The organism is Paenibacillus wulumuqiensis, from assembly GCF_000971965.1.
In the GTDB taxonomy this organism is placed as follows: Bacteria; Bacillota; Bacilli; order Paenibacillales; family Paenibacillaceae; genus Saccharibacillus; species Saccharibacillus wulumuqiensis.
The window spans coordinates 243,996-268,463 of record NZ_LAQP01000014.1 but is presented as its reverse complement, the minus strand read 5'-3'; the positions used below and the strand labels follow the sequence as shown (position 1 = coordinate 268,463).

At 50.2% G+C, this 24,468-nt stretch carries 23 protein-coding genes; 6 read left to right on the top strand and 17 right to left on the bottom strand.

Going from position 1 to position 24,468, the window contains the following annotated elements:
- Positions 1–147 precede the first annotated feature (147 nt).
- From WH45_RS17265 to WH45_RS17225, 9 genes are all read right to left on the bottom strand, one after another.
- On the bottom strand, positions 148–1,017 hold the full coding sequence (locus tag WH45_RS17265) for a DUF72 domain-containing protein (protein ID WP_046215650.1): 870 nt from the start codon (positions 1,015–1,017) through the stop codon (positions 148–150).
- 21 nt (positions 1,018–1,038) lie between these two features.
- Positions 1,039–1,638 (bottom strand): TetR/AcrR family transcriptional regulator, encoded by a 600-nt coding sequence (locus WH45_RS17260; protein WP_052723833.1) that lies wholly within the window; start codon positions 1,636–1,638, stop codon positions 1,039–1,041.
- A 273-nt stretch (positions 1,639–1,911) separates the two neighbouring features.
- Positions 1,912–2,895 carry a 6-phosphofructokinase gene (gene pfkA, locus WH45_RS17255; protein ID WP_046215648.1) on the bottom strand — a complete coding sequence of 328 codons (984 nt, stop codon included), beginning with the start codon at positions 2,893–2,895 and terminating at the stop codon, positions 1,912–1,914.
- 16 nt (positions 2,896–2,911) lie between these two features.
- Positions 2,912–4,000, bottom strand: coding sequence for a tetraprenyl-beta-curcumene synthase family protein (locus WH45_RS17250; RefSeq protein WP_046215647.1), 1,089 nt, complete (start codon positions 3,998–4,000; stop codon positions 2,912–2,914).
- A gap of 423 nt (positions 4,001–4,423) precedes the next feature.
- Positions 4,424–5,170 carry an amino acid ABC transporter ATP-binding protein gene (locus WH45_RS17245; protein ID WP_324292941.1) on the bottom strand — a complete coding sequence of 249 codons (747 nt, stop codon included), beginning with the start codon at positions 5,168–5,170 and terminating at the stop codon, positions 4,424–4,426.
- Positions 5,171–5,222: 52 nt separating this feature from the next.
- Complete coding sequence (locus WH45_RS17240) at positions 5,223–5,888, bottom strand: amino acid ABC transporter permease (protein ID WP_046215646.1); 666 nt, start codon at positions 5,886–5,888, stop codon at positions 5,223–5,225.
- A 56-nt stretch (positions 5,889–5,944) separates the two neighbouring features.
- Positions 5,945–6,742 carry a transporter substrate-binding domain-containing protein gene (locus WH45_RS17235; protein ID WP_082096914.1) on the bottom strand — a complete coding sequence of 266 codons (798 nt, stop codon included), beginning with the start codon at positions 6,740–6,742 and terminating at the stop codon, positions 5,945–5,947.
- 282 nt (positions 6,743–7,024) lie between these two features.
- Positions 7,025–8,227: a cytochrome P450 gene (locus tag WH45_RS17230; RefSeq protein WP_046215645.1), complete on the bottom strand. Its 1,203-nt coding sequence runs from the start codon at positions 8,225–8,227 to the stop codon at positions 7,025–7,027.
- A 472-nt stretch (positions 8,228–8,699) separates the two neighbouring features.
- Entirely contained in the window at positions 8,700–8,897 is a 198-nt protein-coding gene (locus tag WH45_RS17225; protein WP_046215644.1) for a cold shock domain-containing protein, read from the bottom strand.
- Between the two features lie 150 nt (positions 8,898–9,047).
- On the opposite strand from WH45_RS17225, the gene WH45_RS17220 reads away from it, so the two are divergent.
- The 5 genes from WH45_RS17220 (at position 9,048) to WH45_RS17200 (ending at position 13,032) form a co-directional block, all read left to right on the top strand.
- Entirely contained in the window at positions 9,048–9,278 is a 231-nt protein-coding gene (locus WH45_RS17220; protein WP_046215694.1) for a hypothetical protein, read from the top strand.
- Positions 9,279–9,286: 8 nt separating this feature from the next.
- The gene (locus tag WH45_RS17215; protein ID WP_046215643.1) at positions 9,287–9,475 is read left to right on the top strand and encodes a hypothetical protein; all 189 of its coding nucleotides are present in this window, start codon (positions 9,287–9,289) and stop codon (positions 9,473–9,475) included.
- A gap of 49 nt (positions 9,476–9,524) precedes the next feature.
- The gene (gene pepF, locus WH45_RS17210) at positions 9,525–11,315 is read left to right on the top strand and encodes an oligoendopeptidase F (RefSeq protein ID WP_046215642.1); all 1,791 of its coding nucleotides are present in this window, start codon (positions 9,525–9,527) and stop codon (positions 11,313–11,315) included.
- 167 nt (positions 11,316–11,482) lie between these two features.
- Positions 11,483–11,839 (top strand): LapA family protein, encoded by a 357-nt coding sequence (locus WH45_RS17205; RefSeq protein ID WP_046215641.1) that lies wholly within the window; start codon positions 11,483–11,485, stop codon positions 11,837–11,839.
- A 155-nt stretch (positions 11,840–11,994) separates the two neighbouring features.
- Positions 11,995–13,032, top strand: a complete 1,038-nt coding sequence (locus WH45_RS17200) for a M42 family metallopeptidase (protein ID WP_046215640.1) — start codon at positions 11,995–11,997, stop codon at positions 13,030–13,032.
- A 301-nt stretch (positions 13,033–13,333) separates the two neighbouring features.
- Here WH45_RS17200 and WH45_RS17195 read toward each other — a convergent pair whose 3' ends face one another.
- The 8 genes from WH45_RS17195 to hemE all read right to left on the bottom strand — a co-directional run bounded on the left by WH45_RS17195 (position 13,334) and on the right by hemE (position 22,638).
- A complete protein-coding gene (locus tag WH45_RS17195) occupies positions 13,334–15,283 on the bottom strand; it encodes an ABC-F family ATP-binding cassette domain-containing protein (RefSeq protein ID WP_046215639.1) in 1,950 nt (649 codons plus the stop codon).
- Positions 15,280–15,903, bottom strand: coding sequence for a TetR/AcrR family transcriptional regulator (locus WH45_RS17190; RefSeq protein ID WP_046215638.1), 624 nt, complete (start codon positions 15,901–15,903; stop codon positions 15,280–15,282). The genes WH45_RS17195 and WH45_RS17190 overlap by 4 nt, the downstream gene beginning before the upstream one ends.
- 50 nt (positions 15,904–15,953) lie before the next feature.
- The gene (locus WH45_RS17185; protein ID WP_046215693.1) at positions 15,954–16,784 is read right to left on the bottom strand and encodes a DUF92 domain-containing protein; all 831 of its coding nucleotides are present in this window, start codon (positions 16,782–16,784) and stop codon (positions 15,954–15,956) included.
- A gap of 2 nt (positions 16,785–16,786) precedes the next feature.
- On the bottom strand, positions 16,787–17,410 hold the full coding sequence (locus tag WH45_RS17180; RefSeq protein WP_046215637.1) for a fumarylacetoacetate hydrolase family protein: 624 nt from the start codon (positions 17,408–17,410) through the stop codon (positions 16,787–16,789).
- A 52-nt stretch (positions 17,411–17,462) separates the two neighbouring features.
- On the bottom strand, positions 17,463–18,830 hold the full coding sequence (locus WH45_RS17175; RefSeq protein WP_046215636.1) for a CapA family protein: 1,368 nt from the start codon (positions 18,828–18,830) through the stop codon (positions 17,463–17,465).
- A gap of 334 nt (positions 18,831–19,164) precedes the next feature.
- Positions 19,165–20,598 (bottom strand): protoporphyrinogen oxidase, encoded by a 1,434-nt coding sequence (hemY, locus tag WH45_RS17170; protein WP_046215635.1) that lies wholly within the window; start codon positions 20,596–20,598, stop codon positions 19,165–19,167.
- On the bottom strand, positions 20,598–21,548 hold the full coding sequence (hemH, locus tag WH45_RS17165) for a ferrochelatase (protein ID WP_046215634.1): 951 nt from the start codon (positions 21,546–21,548) through the stop codon (positions 20,598–20,600). Before hemH ends, hemY begins: the two co-directional genes overlap by 1 nt.
- 31 nt (positions 21,549–21,579) lie before the next feature.
- On the bottom strand, positions 21,580–22,638 hold the full coding sequence (hemE, locus tag WH45_RS17160) for a uroporphyrinogen decarboxylase (protein ID WP_046215633.1): 1,059 nt from the start codon (positions 22,636–22,638) through the stop codon (positions 21,580–21,582).
- A gap of 327 nt (positions 22,639–22,965) precedes the next feature.
- Here hemE and WH45_RS17155 point away from each other — a divergent pair, with 327 nt between their 5' ends.
- Complete coding sequence (locus WH45_RS17155) at positions 22,966–24,207, top strand: MFS transporter (protein ID WP_046215632.1); 1,242 nt, start codon at positions 22,966–22,968, stop codon at positions 24,205–24,207.
- Positions 24,208–24,468: the final 261 nt, after the last annotated feature.

The window sequence follows — 24,468 nt, the reverse complement described above, 5'->3', positions numbered from 1 at the left end:
CCGTTCTTCCCAAAGGAGAACGGCTTCTTTTTGCAGTATGATTATGCAATACGATTATGTTATAACCGCTTGCAGCAAATAGCATATACGAATCAATGACGAATATTTAATCATCGAGGCGAATATTTATTCTGATAGGATAAACTGCTACAAATCGAACAAATCTATCTGCTCCGCTTCCGGCTTCTGTTCACGTGGGATCTCGGGCACCTGCTGCTCCAGCATCTGCATTAGCTGTCTGGCATTATCTGCAGCATCCCCACCGGAATTGTTATTAAAAATAATGCATACTTCATCGGAATGCTGTTCCAGACGCTGCAGCCGTGCTGCCCATTCTGCCAGTTCATCCTCATTATAGCGGTACAGATAGCGGACTTCACGCCAGTTCGGCTGTCCGGCCGAATTCCAGCCGGATGCGTTACGACCATGCATACGTACTACCGTCAAGCGCTGATCTGTCACTTCCTCGACAGTCGGCACAGAACCTGTGCCTGCCTGCGGTTCATCGCATATGCTGTGAATCCATTTCTCCTGCCGCATAAAATTCAGTGTCCTGTCACGCATCTGCGGGGTAAACCAGCTCTGATGGCGGAATTCGAGCGCGCATGGATATTCTCCCATACGTTCACGGATACGCCGCAAGATCCCTACATTTTCCCGGGTACAGTCAAACCAGGGCGGAAACTGAAACAGTGCCGCCATCAGCTTGTCTGCCTGGGCCATTGTACTGATCGATAAACGAAAGGCTTCAAACATCTCCTCTTCCGAATCAAACGGAATCTTGCCCCGGGTATGACCGGTCATGCCCTGATACGCCTTGACCAGAAACCGGAAGGAAGCAGGTGTTTCCTCGGTCCACTTTTCCATATTACGCCGGGATTGAATGGCATAAAAGGAGCTATCCACCTCTACGACCGGAAATAGGCTGCTGTATGTGGGCAGCTTATGCTTGGAAGCCTCTCTCGTCAAATAGAGGGAATCGTGGTCTCCCCAGCCTGTCAAACCGACTGTAATCATGAAAATAATTCCTCCTGCAGGTTATACTTTGCTCTGATTCCGAGCCAGACCCGATACGTAAAGCCGTACTATATTGACAGCCAGCTCTTCGGAAGTAATATGACCGGGCAGCAGCTGGGTAAATACGATACGTTCAATCGTGCCTACGAGACACTCGGAGACCAAATTCATCGGGATATCACTGGCAAAATTGGAATTCTGCTGTTCATGGCGCAGCATTTTCTCAATGCCCTGCACCAGCTCCAGCTTAATCTCATTCGCATCCGGCGACAGGTAGAACCCGATACGAGTCAGGTCGGGATGACTGTAAAAATACTCAAACATCGATTGCAGGGTATGACACAGTTGATCGAGTGCACTATGCTTGGTTCCATTTTGTTCGGGAAGCTGACTGTCGTTGATCACAGCCTGCAGCCGGGAACGGAACATCTCCACCAGTTCCTCAAATACGGCATCCTTGCTCTCGAAATACAGGTAAAACGCAGGCTGAGATAACTTAGCCTCTGCTACAATTGAGCTGACCTTTGTCGTGTAGAATCCATGAGTTGCAAATTGTTTGGCCGCTGCATGTAAAAGACGTAAACGGCTCTCCTTTCCTTTCGCTCCTTTTTCTCTCGCCAATGTGTGGTATCCCCCTTTACGATTTCTCTTCATCCTCAGTAAGTAATTTTAAGATGTAATACATCCTTCTACCTTATAGTACAATAATTTTCTGCTATCTTCTAACTTTTAAGCAAAATAATTACCGTTAAATTACAATTTCTTGCAGAAGTGATACTTAAAATGAATTAATGTGTAATAATAATCACTGTTAGCAGAAAAAATACATACAGCCTGCTTCCGGAAAACCGTGCAGGCTGTATACATGTTCTATGCTCGATCACCGATTGTCCGTTATTGGGACAGACGCAGAGCCAGCTCATAGGTGGCATGATCGAATTCTTTTTTGCTGTTAACGACTTTGTCGATATCGGTCAGTACGAGTTCGCCTTTGATGACGCCGCAGGCTTTGTCGGACTCGCCTTCAATTAACTTGCGTACCGCAAAGTCACCGAGCAGACTCGCCAGGTTGCGGTCACGTGGTGTTGGCGTTCCACCGCGCTGGATATGGCCAAGTACCGTTACGCGAGGCTCCAGGTTCGGGTACTGCAGATGCAGCTGCTCTGCCACATCTTCTCCGCGTCCCGCGCCTTCGGCTACGATAATGATACTGTGACGCTTGCCGCAGGCAAAATTGTGATGCATACGATCGGCGATTTCCTTGAGATCGAACGGAACTTCAGGTACTAGAATGGATTCCGCTCCGGAAGCCAGTCCCGCGTGCAGGGCGATATCACCGCAGTGACGACCCATAACTTCTACGATGGATACACGTTCGTGGGAAGACATCGTATCACGAAGCTTGTTGATCGCATCCACAACAACGCCAACCGATGTATCAAAGCCGATCGTGTAGTCGGTATACGAAATATCGTTATCGATTGTACCCGGCAGTCCCATCGTATTGATGCCCTGCTTGCTCAGCTTGTTGGCACCCTGGTAGGAACCATCGCCACCAATAACAATTAGACCTTCGATACCATGTTTGCGCAGAATATCGGCGCCTTTTTGCTGGCCTTCGAGCGTCATGAACTCTTTACAGCGTGCGGACTGCAGAATCGTTCCGCCACGCTGGATAATGTCACCTACGCTGCGCAGATCCATCGGAAAAATGTCTTCATTGAGCAGGCCCTGGTAACCGCGCTGAATGCCGCATACTTCAAGACCATAGTACAGACCGCTGCGCACAACGGCGCGTACGGCTGCGTTCATACCCTGGGAGTCTCCTCCACTTGTTAATACTGCGATTTTTTTGACTGCTGATTCTACTGCTGACATTGTGATGTCCCCCTTGTTAATGTTCATACATATACTTACGAATCCAGCGGCTGTTCACCATGAAAAAGACACGTGTTAACGGGCCTTTACGCATGAGACGCCTGGAGACGGTTCGCACTTCCTGCTGCTCACTCACTTTGGGATCCGATAAATACAGGGCTACCAATCCTTCAATAATCATACGATGAAAGGAAGTTCCCGGGATGCTGTCGACATCCCTGCGTGCCCAGTCCACAATCTGCTCGATTCGCTCATACATCGTATCCGGCGAATCGTAATAATTGCAGAAATTCAGGTCACCGCCGCGGCGGTCTTCCTCCTGGTCAATCACATAATCCAGCATAATATGCAGACAGCATACATGCGGGAAATATGCGGAATAGACCTGCTTGGCACCTGTATCATCCAGACCGAAGCCGCTTGCCGCAAGAAACAGCATAAACACACCCAGAGTCGATCCTGTCGCAGCAGCAAATTCATTCCATTGCAAATGAGGAGTACGGTATTTATTTTCCGACCACCAGTTAAGCAGTGCAGACTCTCTCAGCTCAGGAGCAATATGTTTGTGCACCTGCAAGTCACAATATAATCCTACCAGATCACGTACGTAAGGAAGTACTGCATCATAATCAGGAAGCTTGCGTATGTTCTGCTGGCATGTTGTCACCAGCGCTTCCAGATAGCCACCATCCTCCTGCTCACTTCGCAGCCTGTAGTAATTCACCGGCTGCGCATCCGGCGTAACTGCGTCCAGCATCGATTGATGCAGCAGACGAAAGTCATCCGGGTCCATTGATGTACTGCGATCACACAGATTATCCAGATAATCACTAATGGTCTGAAACGCGACGATCAACGGAAGCAGAATATGACGCTGGGATATGTTGGCCACCGCATAGATGGCTCCCCCTTCACAGTGAAACTGCTTGGTAGCGATACTTGCAAGCGCCTGTTTCCTGAGTTCCTCGTCCGGCATACGTTCTGCCATACTGCGCCAGACGTCCAGCTCCTGGCGTACCTCCGGCAAACCATACTTATACACCCGCTGCATCAGCGAGATCGCATTGCGGGGAAACGGGTAACGACTTTGCATCATATCATTCAATGGGCTGCCTCCACTTGGTTGTCTGTTGAACCTATCTCCATTATCATACATCATATTATTTACTCCCACAACGTGGCAACCCGTTTCGTCACACTGCGCCAGACCGGGTTTTTCGGTCATTTTCCTCCTTTTGACAGGCGTTGTGGGGAACGATAAACAAACCCACATTTTTCACAGGAAAAGGTAACATAACGAGATTAGATTAGTTGTTTTTCCGGATTCGATTTACCCAAACATCGAATTACTCAACAATATAATCCAAATGTGAAATTGACGTTACATAATACCCATTACCCTGTTTTTTCGTGCCGTTTCGTTATTTTCACAAAAATAAAGCGGGCCCTGAGATGATCTCCTTGCCCACTTTATTTTTTGACCTTCAAAAAACAGGGTCACGGGTATGTTCTTGTCTGCCTGCTGATATCAGTTCAGCACGGTTTTCTGTAAAAATTCCTGTGTACGCGTTTCCTGGGGAGCGGTAAAAAACTGCTCGGCAGATGCCTTTTCGACAATATTGCCGTCATGCAGCAGGACTACCGTATCGGCAACTTCCCGCGCAAAATTCATCTCATGGGTAACGACGACCATCGTCATCCCTTCTTCGGCCAGTTCCCTCATCGTCTTGAGCACTTCACCGACCAGCTCGGGATCAAGTGCAGACGTCGCTTCGTCAAACAGCATAATATCAGGCTTCATCGCCAGAGCTCGCGCAATGGCTACCCGCTGTTTCTGACCGCCGGAGAGCTTATTCGGATATACATCCGCCTTGTCTTCCAGATCGACTTTGCGCAGCAGTTCACGCGCTTCCTGTATGGCCTGCTGCTTGGGAACCTTTTTGACCATGATAGGAGCTTCGATAATATTCTCCAGCACCGTTTTGTGCGGAAACAAATTGAAGTGCTGGAACACCATGCCGACTTTTTCACGCACTTTGTTCAGATCATCCTTTTTCGGATCAATCTCCTTGCCTTCGAAGCGGATAATGCCGCCGTCCTTTTTTTCCAGAAAGTTCAGGCAGCGGAGCAGTGTACTTTTACCCGATCCGCTGGCTCCGACCAGACAGACAACCTCACTTTCGGCAATCGTAAGATCCACTCCTTTTAGAACCTGGAGTTCTCCGAACGATTTGGTCAATCCTTCGATCGATATCATTTCTTTTTCCGGCATCATCAATCATTTCCCTTCTGTACTGTGTCTCAGGATAGAGAATATCTACCGATAACTATCGTTCACTGACCGCCATTCTCCGCTCGAACATGCGTATCAGAAGTGTGAGAATACCGACCAGAATCAGATAATAAAGAGCCGCAATCAGCAGATAGGTCATCTCGTCAAAGTTGTTGGAGCCAAGCGTGGTCGCTACGTTGAACAATTCATTCATGGAAATGAACGCCGCCAGCGAGGAGTCCTTGAGGCCGATTATAAACTGGTTGCCCAGCGGCGGCAGGGCTCGGCGGAGGGCCTGCGGTAAAATAATGCGTCGCATCGCCAGAGAAGGTTTCATCCCGAGCGAACGCGCTCCTTCCATCTGTCCTTTGTCAATCGACTGGATCGAACCGCGGAAAGTCTCGGCAATATAGGCCCCGTTATGAAAAGCCAGTGCCAACGAGGCTGCCCAGAAGTCTGGGATCAGGAACAATCCGCTCAGACCAAAATAAAGAATAAAGATCTGTACGATCAGCGGTGTGCCGCGAATCAGATAAATATATACATCTGCGATCAGGGTAAGTACCCGAAAACGCGAAAGCTTCAACAGGGCAAAAAACAATCCGATTACAATCCCGATCAGAATCGATACGACCGTAAGCTCTAGCGTAAGCAGCATCGCTTTGACCAGCAGATTGCTGCTGCTGCCAAACGCTTCAAAAAAGTGGGCAATTTCGTTCATCCCTTCACTTCCTTTCGCGGGGTTCATTGGTATGGGTGAGTAGTTTTACTTGAGCGTTACTTGGGTTTGACGGTAATGTCTTCATCAAAGTATTCGATGCTGATTCGCTTGAGTGTGCCATCCTGGCGCATATGCTCCAATGCTTCATTGATTCTTTTGAGCAGTATGGGATTGTCCATCGGCACCACTACAGCCTGTTCACTTCGTTCAATCAACTGCTGTTCTTTTACTTTAAAGCCTTCCTTGATCGCACTTTTGCCGGTAACGAAATCGGTAATGACAGCGTCATGGCGGCCATCGCTGAGCGCCTGCAGGGCCGTAATATCGCTGTCATATGTATTCACGTTATTTGTATAACGCTTGGCGATATCCATATAGGTAGAACCTTTGGCAACAGCCACTTCCTTGCCGGCCAGATCATCCGTGGTCTTAATATCACTATCCGGACGGGTGAAAATCTGCGGTCCCGAATAATAGTACGGCGTGGAGAAAAAGACTTCTTTTTTGCGCAGCTCATTGATCGTATGACTGGCAACCGCTGCATCGGCGCGCCCCGTTTTGACCCCCTGCACCAGACCCAGAAACTTCATGCGCTTGGGTATCGGTTCAAGTCCCAGCTCTTTGGCAATGGCGTTGCCGACCTCAATATCAAAGCCTGACATCGTCAGATCATCATTCAGATAGCTAAAAGGGCGGAATTCTCCTGACGCGGTAAAGATAAATTTGTCCTTCTCGATCAATTCGGTACCATCCGCCAACTTCTCTTTCTCTGCGCAGCCGGTAACCAGCAGCAGAACAGCCATCGGCAGCAGCAATATACGCCATAGGCTGTGCAGTAACTTTTTGTTCATCATCTGTCCCCCTCTCATCTTAAACATTCATTTTGAATATTTTATATTTACCCAACTTTGCTAAATATATGACATTAAAGAAATAATTGTATTATTTACTCGCAAGTGTCTTCTGTTATCTGCTGTTAGGTTTATAACAATCTGGAATACCGCCGTAATCTCTATATTAGAGATCAAAGCACGTTTACCGGATTCCAACCGGATTACCGGCCCACTCCTGTATTGGACAGCAGGACCAGTAAGCCGGCAGGATCGACTCCGATAGATGCTAAAATACGGTTAAATTCAGAAAAGGACCGGCAGCTGCTGCACCCCATATACCATTGGACTTGGCAGCAGCTTCAATTCCTGTCCCTGCTTGGCATGAAGATCAGGAAAGCGGTCCAGCAGTACATTCAAAGCTGTACGTGCTTCCAATCGTGCCAGCGGAGCGCCCAGACAGAAATGCACCCCCATACCAAAGGCCATATGTTGGTTGGGGTGACGATCGATCCGGAACTGGTCTGCCGCTTCAAACTTATGCTCATCACGGTTGGCAGAGCCCATCCAGGCGGTAATCAGCTGGTCTTTGCGGATCAGCTGACCGCCCAACTCCACATCTGCTACAGCTTTGCGTACCATACCCTGTACAGGTGAACGATAACGAAGTGATTCTTCAATCGCCGTATCCAGCAGTTCCCGATTGTCTGCCAGCTGGCGCCAGCGTCCCGGCTCTTCGGTCAGGCAGATGATTGCATTGCCGATCAGGTTGGTCGTCGTCTCATTACCGGCGACCAGCAGCAGCAGGCAAAAGCTGAGCAGATGCGGCAGATCCAGCTTCTCCCCCTCCACTTCGGCAGCCAGCAGAGCCGATACCAGATCCTGCTGCGGCTGCTGTCTCCGCCGCTCAATCACCTGCATAAAATAGCCGTACAGCTCCCGGGAAGCCTGATTTTTGCGGGCTGCGAGCTGCTGCGGGGTTTCTTCCGTACCGCTGAAGCCTTCCACCAGCGTATCCGACCATCCTTTGAACAGAGCGCGGTCTTTTTCTTCTACACCAAGCAGCTCAGCAATAACAATGACCGGCAAAGGGAAAGACAGATCGCGGATAATATCCATCCCTTTTGCTCCCTCTATCTGATCCAGCAGTTCATGCGTAATCTCGGCAATACGCGGACCCATCGCTTCGACAGCTCTCGGGGTAAATGCCTTGTTTACGATGGAACGGTATTTTTTGTGCTTGGGCGGGTCCATCATGAGCAGCATGTCTGACTGCTGGCCATCCATACCCCGTCGGGTCTGCGAACTGAATGATTTGTAATCGGACATGACGCGGTGTACATCTTCGTACAGAAATACATCCCAGCTTCTTCTTTCCTCATCATAGTGAACCGGGGACTGCTGACGCATCTGGGCATACCATGCAAAGGCTGAACCTGTCTCTTTGACGCCCCGGGGAACGATCATATTGGGGGATAGCATTGCGGATGCTTCCGAATTTGAATCCATTATATTTTCCTCCCTGCTCATACTCATCGGTAGAGATGTCGGTACATCCCGTATGTGTGGGCATACGTTCATCTTTACTTGTACTGACCCTTAAGGCCAGTTTTTGCAACATCTTTTTCCCGATTTTGCTCAAGATATTGGAGAAATAATATATAAAGGTTGCTGGCTAGTTGTTTGTTGTAGTGACTGTTTATAAAAAAGCAACGATGTTCAGTTCCTATTCCTTCTGATCTGCTGGCAGCTCATTTTATTGCCAGTATGGTCAATCAGTTTGTTGCAGTCAGATACCCACTTTATTACCGGATCAGGAAACACATATTGTTATCAGTAAGTAGTATATTATGTATACAAGATTTTTGGCACAAAAAAAGCACAAGCTCCTTGAGAACAAGGAGTCTTGTGCTGTAACTAACATATGGATGACTACTCTAAGATGTTCAATGTATAAGTGATCCGCTAGCGGATATCAGTCTTATAATTTTACAACGTTAGCTGCTTGAGGACCGCGGTTACCTTCAGTAATGTCGAACTCTACTGCTTGGCCTTCGTCCAAACTTTTGAAACCGTCGCCTTGAATTGCAGAGAAGTGTACAAATACATCTTCGCTACCTTCAACTTCGATGAAACCGAAACCTTTTTCTGCATTAAACCATTTAACTGTACCTTTCACGTAAACAACCTCCTAAAATAGCGCCATCTGTGACGCATGACTTTATTATATCGCAAACGATTTCAAAATGCAATGAAGTTAAAGCGTTTTGATTTGCAATTCCCGGGGGCAAAGGGTATGATTTTAGCAAAAGAACAGGGAGCTAATGAAATGATCAAAAAACATCTGATTTACAAAAAAGACAACTGGAACATGATGACCGTAGAAGTGAATGGGCGCGAGCTGATTTTGCGCGAGATCTCCGATGAATGGGGCGAGGAGACGCATAAATTCATCAGTCGTCCGGAAATGATGCAGTGGGCAAGTGACCGTTTTCCCAAGGAAAAATTCGATACGGAAGCGGAATGGGAAGAACTGATGAACGCCTTCCGGGAGGTCTGATTCGCCGGATGAACTATACTGCTATTGTTATTTTTATTATCCTTGCCTTTGTGCAGGGTTTTATATTGATTGCCTACAAGAACAGCATTCCGCCGCAGTTCAAGCGCTGGCTGGCCATCTTCGCCATCGTGATGCTGCTGCTGGCCTTTTTCCTGATGATCTGGGGAATACTGATGGCTGCCAATCCGGGCACATAAAGCTCTACACTTGGCTTCACTACACCAATGATCTGAGGAGGAATTACGTATGCAGAAAGTACTGAAACGTTCCGAGGTATCTCCGGAAAACTGCTGGAATCTGAATGATATGTTCGCAGACCAGCAGGCCTGGGACCAGACTTATGATGAAGTAAAATCCATGCTGCCCGAAGCGGAGCAGCTGCAGGGCAAGCTGAATACAGCAGAAGCGGTCAAATCCGCTTTTGAACTGGAAGATCGTGTCTCTCTTCAGGTCGAACGTCTATATGTCTATGCCCATATGCGTCAGGATGAGGATACCGCCAATCCTACATATCAGGCACTCACCCAGAAGGCCAAAAAAATCAGCGTGGATGCCAGTCAGGCTCTTTCCTTTATTACGCCGGAGATTCTCGGTCTGTCCGACGAAAAACTGGACGAGCTGCTGAATGCTGCCGAACTGGAATCTTACCGCTTCACCCTGCAGGAAATGAAACGTGAGAAAGCGCACGTATTGACCCAGGCGGAGGAAGCATTGCTCGCTCAAGTGGGCAACCTGTCCCAGGCACCGCAGACCATTTTTGGCATGCTGAACAATGCGGATCTGAAATTCCCCAATATCATCGATGAAAATGGCAATGAAGTGGAATTGACGCATGGCCGCTATATTCAGTTCCTGGAAAGCCCGCATCGTGAAGTACGTGAACGTGCCTTCAAAGCCGTCTACTCGACATATGCTCGCCAGAAAAATACGATTGCCGCTACACTGAGCGCCAATGTAAACAAAAATATCTTCTACTCTACGGTGCGCAAGTATCCTTCCGTGCTGGAAATGTCGCTGTATGGTGACAATATTCCCAAGGATGTATACACGAATCTGATCAATACCATTCATGAAGGTCTGCCGATTATGCATCGCTATATGGCGCTGCGCAAAAAGCTGCTCGGCGTGGATGAGCTTCATATGTATGATCTGTTCGCCCCGCTCGTGGAAGAATTTAAAATGGATATTACTTATGAGGAAGCCAAAGCGATCGTCGCCGAAGGACTCAAGCCGCTCGGTGACGACTATCTCACTTCCCTGAACAAGGGTTATAACGAAGGCTGGATTGATGTCTACGAAAATGAAGGCAAACGTACCGGCGCTTACAGCTGGGGCGCTTATGGCACACATCCGTATGTGCTGCTGAATCACAAGGATAACCTGAACAGCATGTTCACACTGGCTCACGAAATGGGTCACGCGCTGCATTCGTATTATTCCGACAATGCGCTCTCCTATCGTGATGCACAGTACACCATTTTCCTGGCTGAGGTCGCTTCCACTACCAATGAAGCGCTGCTGATGGATTATCTGCTCAAGAAGTCCACAGATCCAAAAGAAAAAATGTACCTGCTGACCTATTATGCGGATCAGTTCCGTACCACCGTATTCCGTCAGACGATGTTTGCCGAGTTCGAGATGCTCGTACATGCCCGCGCCGAAGCCGGAGAATCGCTGACTCCGCAGGAATTGTCCAAAATCTACTATGACCTGAACGTGAAGTATCATGGTGAAGGCATGACCGTAGATCAGGATATCGAAATGGAATGGGCACGTATCCCCCATTTCTACAACAGCTTCTATGTGTACAAATATGCGACAGGATTCTCCGCAGCGACCAGCTTCTCCAAGCAGATTCTGGAAGAAGGCCAACCGGCTGTCGATCGCTACCTCGGCTTCCTAAAAAGCGGCGGCAGTGACTATTCCATCAATATCCTGACCAAAGCAGGCGTGGATATGTCCACTCCGGAACCGATTCGCGAAGCGATGAGCGTATTTGAGAAGCTGGTCAGCGAGATGGAGCAGCTGGCGAAATAATACAACTTCTCCCCCAGCGATTAATTCGTTTCCAGCTTTTTATTCGTATCCTTTTTAATGGTGCCAAATAAAGCAAGCAGGAAATGTTTATGTCAGGTCCGAATACTTTATATAAGTGAATAAGGTGTTTGCTGACCTTAGACGATCTCGAAGGGGGTTATTTTAGAATGAAATTTCAATGGCTATTAATTTTGGGACTGATTTTTGCGCTGATCATTGCGGTGTTTGCCGTCATTAACGTAGATCCGGTACAGGTCAATCTGCTGTTTGATATGGTACAGATTCCCCTGATTCTGCTGATTCTGGGCTGTGCATTGGTCGGCGGTCTGATTGTCGGCTTTTATGGCATCTACCGTCAGTATCGTCTGCAGCGTCAGATCAAGATGCTTCAGGCGCAGGTTGCCGAACTGAACGCCGGATCGGTAACAGGTGACCGTACCTCCATGAATGATGTGAACTTTGATGCGATGCATGATACGACAGAGACTGCTTCGTCATCGCATTTCTCGGAACGCAAATTATAATCCAATTCCGCTCTACCGTATGGAAAAATCCACTTGCTTCCCGGCAATCTGTATCTCTGCCGGACAGTAAGTGGATTTTTCATGACAACGCCTTTATCCATTTTTTCACATATATTCGTTTCATCTACATTAGTTAAGATCAAAGGAGATTGCCCATGTCCATTACAATTAACCGTGAATATACCCTGTCTCTGCTGCAGGAACTGCTGTCCACTCCAAGTCCTACCGGCTATACCCACCATCTAATCGAGCGTCTTCGTGCAGAAGCAGACAAGCTCGGTACTACCACCTCCCTTAATCATAAAGGCGGTCTGATCATTACTCTGGATGGACAGGATCATTCCCGGACGATCGCTCTTAGTGGTCATGTCGATACCCTGGGCGCCATGGTACGGTCGATCAAGCCGGAAGGCACGATTCGTCTGAGCATCGTCGGCGGCTTCAGTATGAACAGCATCGAGAATGAATACTGCACGATCCATACCCGCGGTGGAAAGACTTATACCGGCACGATTCTGACGACCAAGCCGTCGGTGCATGTGTATGATGATGCCGAACAGCACAAGCGTACCGAAGAGAATATGGAAGTCCGTATCGATGAGCTTGTCTCTTCCAGGGAAGATGTGGAACAGCTGGGCATTATGGTCGGTGATTATATTTCCTTTGACGCGCGTCCGGTCATTACGCCAAGCGGCTATGTGAAGTCCCGTCATCTGGATGACAAAGCGAGCGTAGCTGCGCTGTTCGGATTGCTGGAATCGGCGCATACCCATAACTGGAAGCCATCGCACCGGGTACAGATCCTTATTTCCAACTATGAGGAAGTCGGTCATGGTGCCGCTTATATTCCGGGTGAAATCGATGAAATGATCGCTGTCGATATGGGCTGTATCGGTGATGATCTCAGCTGCAAGGAAACAGACGTCTCTATCTGTGTCAAAGACGCGACAGGCCCGTATGATTATCATATGACCGGCAAGCTGGCTGATCTGGCACGTGCGGAGCAGATTCCATTTGCCCTGGATGTGTATCCTCATTACGGGTCGGATGCTTCGGCTGCTCTGCGTGCCGGCAACAATATCCGGGCGGCACTGATCGGTCCGGGTGTTCATGCTTCACATTCGATGGAGCGTACGCACAGTGATGCCATTATCAATACCGCTCGTCTGCTGGGTTCTTATATTACGGCTTGAGATGGTTGTTAGTTGAGTGATTCTGAAGGTGCACTGCGGATCTGTAATGACTGTTATTCGCTCTTGCGGATGCTATTTCCCATGGTTAACAGTATCGTTTGGCTATTGAAATGATGCAGCATAATTATACTCTTGTCCGAGTCTCCAAATAACAGTTGTCTGATTATACAGGCAGATTATCATTAAAATGACATACCAAAAAACCCTCTGTTCCGCATATTCTCCATAAGAGAATCCTGCGTAGAACAGAGGGTTCTTTGATTATTGCCTGTCTATTTGGAGCTGATAAGTGACCTGTATATTACTGCTGCTCGATTTTTTCGGCAAGTTCATTCAGATAGGTCCAACGTTCCATTAGCCGTTCCATCTCCTGCTCGGCTGCGGCCTGTTCGGCCATCAGTTCCTGCAGACGTACCGAATCGTTGAAGGAAGCTTCCATCTCGGTGGTGATCCGGCTCAGGTTCTGTTCGGCCGCTTCGATCATGCTGTCGATCTGCTCGTATTCCCGCTGTTCCTTATAGCTGAACTTCAACTTGTCTCGGGAAGTACTGCGTCTGCCCTGCTCTGCCGTATCACCGGCTGCTGCAGGAGCTGCATTGTTTTTGCCTACAGCAGCTGTGATCCCCTGATCATTCCAAGCATCTGTTTTGGCCTGGTGAGCGGTACGTTCTTCGTATTCACTGTAGTTGCCGGCATGAATACTGACGATACCGTTTCCTTCAAAGGCAAAGATCTTGTCGCAGGTGCGATCCAGGAAATACCGATCATGGGATACGACCAGCACGACGCCAGGGAAGTCATCCAAATAATCTTCCAATACGGTCAGTGTCGTAATATCCAGATCGTTGGTCGGCTCATCCAGCAGCAGCACGTTCGGTGCGCCCATCAGCACACGCAGGAGATACAGTCTGCGCTTCTCTCCGCCTGACAGTTTGGCAATTGGCGTCCACTGGGCCGAAGGGGTGAACAGGAAGCGCTCCAGCATCTGGGAGGCGGTTACGGAGCTGCCATCCGATGTACTGACCACTTCTGCCACTTCCTTGATATATTCGATCACCCGCATCGTCTCATTCATTTCCTGATGTTCCTGGGTAAAGTAGCCGAATTTGACGGTCTGTCCGGCAATTACGCTACCGCTGCTCGGTGTCAGGCGGCCGGAAATGAGATTAAGCAGCGTTGACTTGCCTCGTCCATTCGGTCCGACGATACCGATTCGGTCGCCAGATACGGCATGATAGGTCAGATCGTGAATCAGTTCGCGTCCACCGAGGCTTAAGGAGACATGATCCAGTTCGACAATCTGCTTGCCCAGACGGGAGGAGACGGTTGATACTTGCATCGATTCATCCCGGCGGCCGGGTGCATCATTTTTGATTTGTTCGAAACGGTCGATCCGTGCCTTTTGCTTGGTCGTACGTGCTTTGGCCCCGCGGCGAATCCAGGCCAGCTCGCGCCGGAATAGATTTTGCCGTTTGTCCTCGGCAGCCGCTTCACGTTCTTCCCGATCGGCCTTGAGCTCCAGATAACGGGAATAGTTGGCTTCATAACGATACAGCTGACCATGATCCAGCTCCAGCATGACAGTCGCTACACGATCCAGGAAATACCGGTCATGCGTAATCATCAGCAGTGCGCCGCGCCGTTTCTGCAGATACTGCTCCAACCATGTCACCGAATCATGATCAATATGGTTGGTCGGCTCATCCAGAATGAGCAGTTCTGCCGGCTGGATCAGCGCTGAAGCGAGAGCTACCCGCTTGCGTTGACCGCCGGACAGTGTACCCATCAGAGCGTCATAACGGCTGATTCCGAGCTTGGACAGAATGTTTTTGGCTTCACTTTCCAGCGACCAGGCATCCAGACGGTCCATATCCTGACTGATCTGCACGAGACGGTTCTGTACATCCGTATCTTCCGGATGCAGCTCCAGCTGCTCCATCACATTCATATAGGCGCTGACCGTCTGCAGTTCTTCTCCGCCACCTTCAAATACCTGGCGGAGTACGGTTGCTTCAGGATCATAAGGCGGATTCTGTGCCAGATAGCGGATGCGTACGCTGTTATTGACCACGACGTTGCCGCTGTCCGGTTCTTCCAGACCTGCGATAATTTTGAGAAAAGTCGATTTCCCCGTACCATTTACGCCGATAATGCCAATCTTGTCGCGATCCTCCATGCCAAAGGATGCGTTATCAAACAATATTTTATCGCCAAAGCTTTTGCTCAGCGCTTCTACCGTCAATATGTTCATGTGGACTCACCTTCTTGGGAACGTTGTCCCGCTAATTGATCTTCCCTGTTAATCTGCTGCATGCACCCTTCCAGAAATAATCCGGCCACAAACGAGGTGCGCTCATGCAGCTCCTGTTCCGTAAACTCGGGGTTGAACATAATATCCATCTTGACCCGGTCCAGCATCCCGATGTAGGATTCCGCACACCAGCGCGGCTGCTGTACATTGCTGTCGATAAGGATCTGCTGTACAACCTCCATATACCGGAAAATAAAATCACGCATGTAGGCCATCAGTTCCGGATCATTGTTCGGTGCACGGAACACGAGCTTGGTATACTTGCGCCGTTCAAAATGATACGTCGTATGATGGGCTGCAATCACATGCAGTTGGTCCGCCAACTGCTGACAGTGCTTCAGCGCTTCCTGCAGCTTCTCCAGGAACTGCTCACAGTCGCGCCGGGTGACAGCCAGACACAGTTCCTCTTTACTTTTAAAATATAAATATACCGTTCCCTTGGCAATTCCGGCCCGATGCGCGATGTCTGAAATTTTCGTCTCGTAAAAACCGTCCAGTCCGAAAAGTTCATAGGCAGCGTCCAGTATAAGTTCAAGTTTGTCTCCTGTTGTGCCGCTCATCCGCCCACCTCCTCTATCTACAGCTTACCCCAATCCGGTGCAGGCTTAAGCTAAATTAAAAATAACAGCGCAGCCGCTCCACCCATAATGGAGCTGACCGCATTGACCATATCATTATTCATCCACCGCCAGCCGCGATCATATACGGTCGGCTGACCACAGTGAATACGGGTCTCCACCTGCTTGCCACATACTTCACAGCGGTACATCAGCTGTACGGTCGCGCCCAGATAAGAATCGGCAAAACAGCCCACCAGACCGCCGACGAGACCAGCCGCCAGCATCAGCCAGCCGCTGTTCAGCCAAGAGGATTCCATCGCCATACTGCTGGCAGTCGGCAGCGGCGACAGGGTCGCAAACAGCCAGGCCGCTAGGCCGATAATGAGACCCGCGAGAACCGCAGCTGTCGTGCCGCGCACCGAGACGCCGCCCGATGCTCCTGGCTCCAATACACGGCCATTCAGCACGGAACGTGGCGGCCTGCGGCTGAGACTGCCGATCTCGGTTGCCCACGTATCGGCGGTCACGGTAGCCATAATGCCGATAAAAGCAAGCGTCCAAGCCGGATGCGGCCAGATGGCATTGCCGATACAGAGCAGCATGCCCAGCCCGCCATTGGCAAATACCTGCCCCGCATCCCGGCGGGAACCTTTAGCGTAATCCTGTTCGATCTTGCGCTTGCGTTCCCTTTTCATGCGGGATAATACGCTGCCGCTGATGAAGAACAGAATCAGCAGACCGAACCAGAACAGATTGCCTGCTCCGTAGTATACGGTTCCCATTACCATCGCCGCGAGCGCGCCGGAAGTCGACAGCCAGTGCTTGTGATAACCGAGCGCCGCGAGCAGACCGGCGCATACGAAGCCAATCAGCCAATCCATCATTATTCCGTGATCCGGCAGGTTCCCAAAGACGTACCTGCATAGATCAGTTCGAATGTATCACCGGCTGCGACAGGGCCTACACCTTCCGGTGTACCGGTGAAAATAATATCGCCCGCTGCCAGACCATATGTCTCACCGATATGCGCAAGGATCGTATCCAATGGGAAAATCATATTACGTGTCGATCCCAACTGTACCTGCTGACCGTTTTTGAGCAGCGCAAACTCCTGATTCAGCCAGGCATCATTGTCCGGGAAAGGAATAAATTCCGTTACCGGCGCCGAGTTTTTGAATCCTTTGGCTGCGGTCCATGGGTGCCCTTTTTGCTTGAGCACCGTCTGTACATCACGCAGGGTAAAATCAATGCCCAACGCCAGACCATCCACGAGCTGCTCGGCTGTCATGCCCGGCTCATAATCACGACCGATCCGTACGACCAGTTCTGCTTCGTAATGAATGCCTCCCTGATTAAAAGGAAGCTTCAATTCGGCACCCTCCAGCTTCACGGCAGCATGGGAAGGCTTCAAAAAGATCATCGGTGACGTAGGAACTTCATTGCCCAGTTCCTCGGCATGAAGACGGTAATTGCGGCCTACACAGTATACGTTTTGAATGGCAGTCATTGAACATTCTCCTCTGTATATGAATTGGTTCGATCTATGCAAGCTGTGAAAGCTATGAGATGGCGTTTCCTTTGACATCAAATCGGATTGTACCAGACAGCGTCTGCAATCGTCTCAGCAGCGCCTGAGCCTGTTGTTCAGGCATCGGCACTGGTTGGCCCAGATTAGCCGCATAAGGAATAACCTGCATGCTGCAGTCTCCCTTCACCGTGCATTTTGCCTGGAATACCGCGGTATCCCACGTTTTCTCTGTCAGGGAACGGGTGAAAATGAAATTGCCAGTGCTGTAGGCGATCCATTTGCCCTTGTACTGCTCCAGTCCCTGGAGCACATGCGGATGTCCACCAATGACCAGATCGGCTCCGGCATCGACAAAGCGATGGGCCAAATCGTTCTGATGCGCTGCTGTTGTATCCGAACGTTCTACGCCCCAGTGAGCGATAACAACGACCAGATCCGCCTCACTACGGGCTTCACGGATAGCCGTTTCTGCAGCGGTGGCATCGTAGGCAGTTGCTACGCCAGGCTGATTGGTTCCGGCATTCCAACTGGTCTCCGGAATAACACGGCTGAAGCCGAGCAGTGCGATTTTGATACCTTTGCGCTGGAAATAGACAGGCTGATAGGCACGCTTGCTGTCATTGCCTGCGCCTACATAGCTGATCCCACTGCTGTCCAGCTGGCTGATCGTATCCTGAAGCCCGGTAATGCCCTGATCCAGAATATGATTATTCGCCAGATTCACCGCATCAATACCTGCTGCGGCCATATGCGGAAGGGCCTGGGGGGACGACTTGAAAGCATAGGTTTTATCCGCAGCCGTGGTCGCCGAATCCGTTACCGGCGTCTCCAGATTGACGACCGACAGATCGTCGGATGTGAAGAGCTTGTGAATGTACTCATACGGATAATCATATCCCTTTTGAGCCAGCAGTTCACCGACTTTACCGGAAAACATAACGTCGCCGCCAAAGTTCATCGTAATGGTCTGTCCGGATAGTGCTGTATCGGTCGCAGGCTGCAGGCCTTCGGAAGGCTCGGCGGATAATTTGTCCGGCTGTCCCTGTGGGGAGAGAGTCTGATCGGACTCTCTATCGGCATGAACCGAATCGGCGGCCGAAGATTCTGATTGGTTGGCAGATGGTGCTGCGGTATCTTTGACAGAATCTGCCGCTGCTGCCATCTGGTCAGACACATCCGATAACTGCCCCGACCAATCGACAGGCTGTTCCGCTGCCGGGAAATCGGCTGCCGTCTGTTGTTCCTGTGGTTGTACAACGTGCAAGTAATACGCTCCGACCAGGACAATCGCAAGTGCGAGTACGGTATTCAGCATCACCCATAGCCGAATCCGGCGTCTGCGCCGTCTTTTGGTATCCAGTCTCTGTTGACGGGATTGTTCTGATCTTGTGGTATACATAAAATACTCCTTTGATGATACGTCCTGTCTATTATAGCAGGTTACACTTACAGGCGGAAAGCACAGAGCGTATGGCCGAATTATAAACGGGATACGTGTCAGATACATATCCTATAGCTGATATCGCGATAGATACTGCCACTGCTGCATCGGCAAATTGAGGTGTATTATTCTGCACATACAAAAGCCCTTCATTATGAACATGAAGGGCTTTTGCTGTATGACTTTATTCATTCATTCTGTTCATTCGTTTTATTCATTAAATGAAAGATTCTGCAGCCTGGATATTCCGGTTGAATGATACGATGATCCATTCTGCAGAACCCCTGGCTGATTAGCGTACCCAGTTTAGCTGCTGCACAACACGCTGGGCTTCTGCAGCAGCTGCATCGCGGGCTGTACGGATACAGTCAGGCAATCCGACACCATCATAGCCGGCACCCAGCACAATCAATCCTGGACGCCGCTCCGCCAGTTCGGCGCGCAGTGCCGCAATATGATTCATGTGACCCACCGGATACTGCGGCATCGAACGATGAAGCCGTGTAATCTCTGTAAAAATCGGCGTTGCCTCAATTCCCATCAGTTCTTTCATATCATGAAGAACGCGGCGGGTAATCTCCTCATCACTCTCATCGACAACCTCTTCATCCCCTGCACGGCCTACGTAGAAACGCATCAATACACGATCATCCGGGCTGGTATGCAGCCATTTGGTCGATGTCCATGTACATGCGGTAATCGTACGTCCTTCCTTGCGGGGTACGAGGAAGCCGGAACCGTCATATTCAGTCTCGATATCCTTGCGGTCAAAAGCCATGACCACATTGGCGACCGATACATAATTAATCCGGTCGAGTGCTGCCGTATCCACATGAGGCTGCAGCAGCGGAGCAGCGGCAAAAGCCGGTACCGTTACAATCACATGCTCTGCTTCCAGTATACTGCCATCACTCAGGCTGACCGTATAGCGGCTATTATTATACTCAATCGACGCCGCTCCCGTATTCAGCTTCAGCTGTACCGAATCGGCCAGCGACTGCTCCAGACGTTCGGTCAGACTCTGCAGTCCGCCCCGAAAAGTGTAAAAAGCGCTCTTCTTGGTGCCTGTATGCGTCTCAACCGGCTTGCGCCCGGTGTTCATGCCTTTGATCAGACTGCCGTACTCGCGTTCCACCGCGCCGAACTGCGGGAATGTCGCCTGCAGGCTCAGCTTGCGCGTATCTCCGGCATAGATGCCTGCCAGCAGCGGCTCGGTTACATTTTCCAATACTTCTTTGCCCAGACGGCGCTCGATAAAGTCGCCCAGCGACTCATCTTCCCCGTCCATTTTCGGCGGCAGCAGGAAATCTTCCAGTGCGCGGATCTTGCCGTCCATCGAGATCAGATCGCTTTCCATAAATGGACGCAGTTCGGTCGGGATGCCGAGCACCAGACCCGATGGCATCGGATGCAGCTTGCCATCATGAAGAATATAGGTTTTCTTGGCATTCGGATTGGTCGTTACCAGATCGTCTCCCAGTCCTACCTCCTCGGCCAGTTCGGTCATTGCCGTCTTGCGGGCCAGATAGGAATCCGGCCCTTTCTCGATCACAAACCCGTCACGATGCAACGTATGCACCTTGCCGCCGAGCGCTCCGGATTGCTCCACAACCGTAATCTGCGGTGTCAGCTGCTGTTCCATTAGAAATTTACGCATATAAAAAGCGGCACTCAGCCCCGTAATTCCGCCGCCTATCACTACGACACGACGTTCGGATGAAGTCATTACACATGCACCTCTTTATATTTGCGCAGCACTTCGTCAGCGAGCAGTTCCATGTATAACGGGTCCGTATTCAGGGAATCAATCCGCATCAGGCGCATATCGATCTCCTGTGCCAGCTCCTGGGCTTCGATATCCAGATCATATAGCACTTCCAGATGATCGGAGACGAATCCGATCGGAGCGACGAGTACGTACTCGACCTGCTCCTCACGCAGTTCCTGCATCGTATCCAGCACATCCGGTCCCAGCCATGGCTCGGCTGTACGACCGGCACTCTGCCAGGTGAACTGCCAGGATGGCACGTTGGCGCGCTCCGCAATCGCCGCTGAAGTCTCCAGCAGCTGATCACGGTACGGATCGCCCATACTCAGGATGCGTTCCGGCAGACTGTGCGCGCTGAACAGTACACGTACCTGATCGCGTGTAGCGCCCGCTTCTTCAAACAGCTCCAGCTTGGCATTGACACGATTGGACAGCGTCTCGATCAGCTTCGGATGCATATGATAGCTCTCGATAAACGAGATATTCAAATGATGCTCTTCGGCGGTCTGCTTGGCACGCTTGATATACGTACCTACACTCATCGTCGAATAATGAGGAGCCAGCACGATGCCTATCGCTTCGGTAATGCCTTCTTTTACCATTTGCTCCACACCGTCTTCGATAAACGGAAATGCATGCTTGAGCCCCTGGTAGCATACAAATTCCACATCGGTATCGGCTGCAAGCTCGTTCAGCGCGTTTTGCATACCGGCTACCTGGTTGTCCGTATTTTCACGCAGCGGGAATACCCCGCCGACAATCGCTTCATAGCGGTCTTTCAGTTCCTTGAGCTGTTCCGGGCTTGGCGCATTGCCCCGGCGAATATGCGTGTAGTACGCTTCAACATCTTCCAGGCTGGCAGGAGTACCATAAGACATTACGAGAACACCAATTTTTTTCTTTACCATTACAGATCACCTCAGTCAAAGTAGTAGACGGTCATTGGGATGTTGTACGCTGCTTCAGGACCTGTGCAGAATAGTCATGCACATAGTCGGTCAATTCTTTTAATTTATCAATCGAAGCTTCCGGGAACAGCCCGTGGCCGAGGTTGAAAATATAGCCCGGCTGCTGCAGTCCTTCATCGATAATGCGCTTGGCATGCTGATGAATCAGCTCGGACGGACCGGTCAGCACATAAGGGTCCAGATTGCCCTGTACCGCATAACTGCCGCCCAGTCGGCGGCGTCCTTCATTAATCGAGACGCGCCAGTCGAGACCGATCACATCCACCGGCAGACCATTCAGCTCCGGCAGCAGTTCGCCTGAGCTTACGCCAGGGAAATAAATCTTCGGTACATCCAGATCGCGCAGTTCATCAAAAATATACCGGATGGTCGGCAGTACATAGGTTCTGAAATCAAGTGGCGAAAGCGCACCGACCCAGCTGTCGAACAGCTGGAAGGCTTTGCCGCCGTTCTCCACATGCTTGCGCAGATAGGTGGCGACCATATCGCCCAGCTTGCGCATCAGACTGTGCCACAGTTCCGGCTCGCTGTACATCATCGTCTTGGTACGGATGTAGCTCTTGGATGGACGTCCCTCGATCAGATAACTGGCAATGGTAAACGGTGCGCCGGCAAAGGTAATCAGCGGCACATCCAGTTCCCGGTCCAGAATACGGATTGTCTCCAGCACATGGGACAGATCGCCTTCCACATCTATCGGGGTAAGACGTTCCACATCGGCTGCCGTGCGAATCGGGTTGTCGATCACAGGTCCGATATTTTTGACGATATCAAAATCAATGCCAATCGAAGCGACAGGATTCATAATATCCGAATATAAAATGGCCGCATCGACCCCCAGCTTGCGAACAGGCATCAGGGTCACTTCGGCCGCCAGCTCAGGCTGCTGACAGATTTCCAGCAGACTGTATTTTTCTTTGATTTTCTGATAGTCCGGATCATAGCGCCCTGCCTGTCTCATATACCAGACCGGCAGACGGTCGATATCCTGCTTGCGACAGGCGCGTATGAAGGAGTCATTATAGGTCATGAATGGGTCCTCCGCGTCAGTAGTTAATGAGCTTGACGTTCCTGCTGTCAAACACATCCAAATTATTTTCCGCAATAAAAATATTCACAAGTTAATTATGCGCTTTTTCCGGAGAGGTAACAACCTCCCTACTATGAATATCCAATGACAATCCTATGAACGGGGATGGACAAGCGAAGGGAGGCAAAAATAAAATAAATACAGCCGGAAGTTTCAATAGGTGAAAAAAGGTTTTATTTTTTTGCATTAATCTGCTATAACCCCGGCGGAGTGGGTATAAAATATGGTATAATTATAGAATGGACTTTTTTAAGGAAGTGAAACAGGATGCGCTTTTCAAAATCAAAATTGGCAGCCTGGCAGCTCAATCTGATGGTGCTGTGGTTTGGCCAATTTCTCGTTAACGCAGGTACGACGATGATCGTTCCTTTTATTGCCCTGTATCTGTCGCAGGACATCGGTGTGCAGGGTGAACATCAGATTGCGATCTGGTCCGGAGTGATCTTTGCGGCTAACTTCGTAACTTCGTTTATTTTTCAGCCACTCTGGGGCAAGCTGTCTGACCAGTACGGACGCAAAGTAATGCTGCTGCGCTCGGGCTTCGGGATGGCGATCGTATTTACCGCGATGGGCTTTGCCACCCAGGCCTGGCATCTGCTGGTGCTGCGGCTGATCAACGGGACGATCTCGGGCTTTAACCCGGCGTCCACCTCACTGATCTCCAGCAATACGCCCAAGGAAAAGATGGGCTTTGCGATGGGGATCAGCCAATCCGGTACCGTAGCCGGCAGCATTCTCGGACCGCTGATCGGCGGGATTATGGCGGATACCGTGGGGTTCCGCTATATTTTCTATATTACAGGCGCCTGTATTTTTATGGCGAGTCTGCTGGCCCTGTTCCTCGTTCGGGAGAAATTCGACCGCACTGCTGCAGCCCAGATGCCCAAGGTATCCGTATTATCCGGGCTGCGCGAGCTGAGTCTGACTCCGCAGCTGCCGGCACTGTTCACGGTCACCCTGCTGCTGCAGTTTGCCATGATCAGTCCGATGACCCTGCTGCCGCTGTATGTGCAAAAGCTGCAGGGCAGTGTGGAGAATCTCGCTTTCTGGTCAGGTCTTGTCAGCGCGGTGACCGGTCTGTCCAATATGCTGATGGCTCCGATACTCGGCAAAGTCAGCGACAAATATGGAGCCCACAGGGTACTTACCTTTTCCCTGATTGGCGCCGGGTTGATGCTCATCCCACAGGCTTTTGTGCAGGACGTCGGCCAGCTTATTGCCGTACGCTTCCTGATGGGTTTATGTATGGGCGGTCTGCTGCCAAGCGTCAATTCACTGATTCGATATTATACCCCGGACGGCATGGAGAGCCGGGCTTTCGGCTTTAACAGCAGTACAACCGCACTCGGCAATATGACCGGCTCCATCATGGGCGGTGTACTGGCAGGATTTATCGGTATCGAGGGGCTGTTCATCATGTCGGGGATCATGCTGCTGCTCAATATGCTATGGGTACGAACCAAACTGTATACCCGCCCAACTGCCGGCAAGCATCATCGTTCTGCTTAGACCGCGGATATGCCAACATTTTATTTTTTAGCATATTCTCCCATCTCCATAACGCAAAAAGAGGCTTCCGATCCCATCACCAGGATCGTGAAGCCTCTTTTTTTAGTGAATACTACATCAGAGTGAAGAAATGGGAATTGGGTCAATGGACGACCTTGAAGCCAGGGAATCCACCTTCTCTTCCATTGCGGATTTCCTGATTCTACCGGAGGACATGATCTAATCCCATTCTGTAAAGGATGCTGACTCACCTCTTCAGCA